The sequence below is a fragment of the Kitasatospora sp. NPDC059817 genome (assembly GCF_042731835.1).
GTDB lineage: Bacteria > Actinomycetota > Actinomycetes > Streptomycetales > Streptomycetaceae > Kitasatospora.
On sequence record NZ_JBHWIR010000076.1, the window covers coordinates 1 to 3,519 of the forward strand.

General features: G+C 75.2%; 3 protein-coding genes. 2 read left to right on the forward strand and 1 reads right to left on the reverse strand.

Annotation, left to right across the window (positions count from 1 at the left end; genetic code table 11):
• The first annotated feature begins 137 nt into the window (after positions 1-137).
• On the forward strand, positions 138-1,751 hold the full coding sequence (locus tag ACFV61_RS18230; protein WP_380492642.1) for a chitinase: 1,614 nt from the start codon (positions 138-140) through the stop codon (positions 1,749-1,751).
• Positions 1,752-1,891: 140 nt separating this feature from the next.
• Here the strand turns inward: ACFV61_RS18230 and ACFV61_RS18235 are convergent, their stop codons facing one another.
• Complete coding sequence (locus ACFV61_RS18235; RefSeq protein WP_380492644.1) at positions 1,892-2,605, reverse strand: prepilin peptidase; 714 nt, start codon at positions 2,603-2,605, stop codon at positions 1,892-1,894.
• Between the two features lie 96 nt (positions 2,606-2,701).
• On the opposite strand from ACFV61_RS18235, the gene ACFV61_RS18240 reads away from it, so the two are divergent.
• A complete protein-coding gene (locus ACFV61_RS18240; protein ID WP_380492646.1) occupies positions 2,702-3,427 on the forward strand; it encodes a hypothetical protein in 726 nt (241 codons plus the stop codon).
• Positions 3,428-3,519: the final 92 nt, after the last annotated feature.

Genomic DNA, 3,519 nt, shown 5'->3' on the forward strand with positions numbered 1-3,519 from the left:
TGCACCCTACTCCACCCCGGCGGGCGCCCCCCCCCACTTCCGACCCCCCCCCGCCCCCCGCCGCCCCCCCCCCCCCCCCCCGGCGGCCCCCGCCCCCCCCCCCGGGGCGGCCGCTCCCTCCCCAGGAGCGTCACCCCATGGCCCGTACGCTGAACCAGCCCGCGCACAAGCGCCGGCGCAGCCCCCTCCCGGCCGTCGCGGCCGGCGCCACCGCCCTCGCCCTGGCCGGCGGCGGCCTGGCCCTCTTCGCCGGCGGCGCCAGCGCGGCCGTCGGCAACCTGGTCACCAACGGCGGCTTCGACAGCGGGCTGGGCGGCTGGAACTGCGCCGGCGCGGCGACCACCGTCTCCTCCCCGGTCCACTCCGGCACCGGCGCGCTGCAGGCCACCCCGGGCGCCGGCGACACCGCCGAGTGCACCCAGACCATCAGCGTGCTGCCCAACACCAGCTACACGCTGAGCGCCTGGGTCCAGGGCCCGTACGTCTACCTCGGCGCGCGCGGCACCGGCGGCACCGACCCGTCCAGCTGGTCGAACCAGAACAGCTGGAACCAGCTGTCCTCCACCTTCACCACCGGCGCGAACGCCACCAGCGTCACCGTCTACCTGCACGGCTGGTACGGCCAGAGCGCCTACCTCGCCGACGACGTGAGCCTGATCGGCCCCGGCGGCCCGTCCACCCCGAGCCCGACCGCCACCGCCACCCCGTCGCCGACCGCCACGCCCACCGCGACCTCCTCCCCCACCGCGACCGGCACGCCGACGGCCACCGCCACCCCGACCGCGACGCCCACCCAGACCGCCACGCCGACCCCCACGGCCACCGCGACCTCCACCACCCCGCCCGCCACCGGCCTGCCCGCGCACGCCGTCACCGGCTACTGGCAGAACTTCGACAACGGCTCGACCGCGCAGCGCCTCGGCGACGTGCAGAGCGCCTACGACATCATCGCGGTGTCCTTCGCCGACGCCGTGCCCACCCAGACCGGCGCGATCAGCTTCACCCTCGACCCCGGCCTGTCCAAGGCCCTCGGCGGCTACAGCGACGCGCAGTTCCGCGCCGACATCAAGGCCAAGCAGGCGGCCGGCAAGAAGGTCGTCCTCTCCATCGGCGGCCAGAACGGCGCGATCACCGTCGGCGACGCCACCGCCGGCAACAACTTCGCCAACAGCGCCTACGCGATCATCAAGGACTACGGCTTCGACGGCATCGACGTCGACCTGGAGAACGGTGTCCAGGCCGGCCCGCTCGGCAACGCGCTGCACACCCTCCAGGCCAAGGTCGGCCCCGGCTTCATCCTGACCATGGCGCCCGAGACGATCGGGATGTACAGCACCGCCGGCGCCTACTTCCAGCTGGCGCTGAACACCAAGGACATCCTCACCGTCGTCAACACCCAGTTCTACAACTCGGGCGGTATGAACGGCTGCGACGGCAAGGTCTACAACCAGGGCACCATCGACTTCATCACCTCGCAGGTCTGCACCCACATCCAGGGCGGCCTGCGGCCCGACCAGGTCGGCATCGGCGTCCCCGCCTCCGCGAAGGCGGCCGGCGGCGGCTACGTCTCGCCGACCGTGGTGAACAACGCGCTGGACTGCCTGGCCACCGGCAACAACTGCGGCAGCTTCGTCCCGCCGGCCAAGTGGCCGACCATTCGCGGCGCGATGACCTGGTCCACCAACTGGGACGCCAACAACGGCAACGCGTTCTCCAACGCGGTCGGCCCGTTCGTCCACAAGATGCCGTAACCCCCCACCGCCAATCCCCCACCGGCGCGCCGCTCCTTGAGGGTGGGGCCTGCGCGCCGGCGGCGGGGCCCGCCGTACCCGACCCGGTACGGCGGGCCCTCCCGCGTCCGGGCCGGTCCGGGCGCCACCGGGCCCAGGCGCTACCGGGCCAGCACCGCCAGCAGCGTGCCGAGCAGCAGGAACGGTCCGACCGGGAGGTCGAGCCCGCGCACCGGGCGGCGGCGGGCCAGCGCGACGGCGGCCCGCAGGATCGCCCAGAGCCCGGCGAGCACCACCGCTGCGAACAGCCCGCCGACCGCCACCGGCCAGCCGTACCAGCCGAGCAGCCCGCCCAGCGCGAACCCCAGCGGGGAGTCACCCGGGCCCAACGCGCCGATCCAGACCGCCAGTTCGAGCAGCGCCCCGACCGCGAGGGCCACCAGCAGGCAGCGCAGCAGCACCCCCGGGCGCCCCGCCACCAGCGCCGCCACCAACAGCAGGGCGGCCACCCCACCGGCCAGCGGCAGGGTCAGCCGGTACGGCAGCCGGCGCACCCGGGCGTCGACGAAGCCGAGCACCACGCCGAGCCCGGCCGCCCAGCCCAGCGCCGCGGCCGACGGCCCGTCCGCCGCGTACGCCAGGCCGGCGGCGACCACGGCCGCCACCAGCTCCACCGACCAGGCCCCCGCGCCCAACCGCTCCCGGCAGCCCGGACAGCGCCCGGTCGGCGGCAGCAGCCGCACCTCGCGCCCGCACAACGGGCAGGCACCGCACCAGGGTTCGCCCTCCGGCACGGCGAACCGGGCGACCAGCCCGCGTAGCAGCGGAGCCACCAGAAATCCGGCCAGCACCGCACCGACTGCGGCTACCATCACCGGCGCACCCCCTTTTCGATCAACGCCCGCACGTCCGTGCGGCACCCGGGGACCGGGCGGGGCGCACCGACCACATCATCCAACGGGGGAACGACCATGACGAAGACCCAGTCCATCCGGAGAATCGCGGCCGGCCTGCCGGCGGCGGCGCTCGTCCTGGCGCTGTCGGCCTGCGGGCCGGACAACGCCGACCCGGCAGCCGCCCCGAGCGCCCCGACCGCGCCGCCCACCGGCGCCGCCAGCGCCTCCGGCGCCGCCACGGCTCCCGGCGCCCCGACCGGCGCCGCGGCCCCCACCACCCCGGGCGCCCCGGCGGCCCCGACCACCCCGGCCGGACCGCAGCCGTCCGTCACCGCCGGCGGCAACAACGTCACCCAGGTCAGCTACGACCGCCCGCTGCCGCTCGGCAGCGCCGGCCGCTACGTCGGCAAGAGTTCGGTGGTGGACGCCGCCGCGGTCTCGATCGTCAAGGGCACCGCCGCGGAGATCGCCCCGTTCAACCTCCCGTCGACGACCACCAGCGGCAAGACGCCGTACTACGTCACCGTCTCCTTCACCAACCGCACCGGCGCCCCGCTGGCCGAGGACGCCTACATGATGCGGGTCTGGGTGAAGCCCAAGGACCACTCGGCGGGCGCGCTGCCGGCCGCGACCCTGCAGAAGGCGATCCCGCAGTGCGACACCCGGTCGCTGGTCACGCTCGCGGACGGGCAGTCCGTCAAGCTGTGTGCCGTCTATCTCGTCCCGAACGAGGCCCCGCCCAGCTTCCTCACGTACGGGAACATCCTGGACACCGCGCCCCTGGTTTGGAAGGTCGGCTGACACCCCCGCCTGCCGATCCAAGGAGGCCGCTCCGGGCACCGCACCAGGGTTCGCCCTCCGGCACGGCGAACCGGGCGACCAGCCCGCGTAGC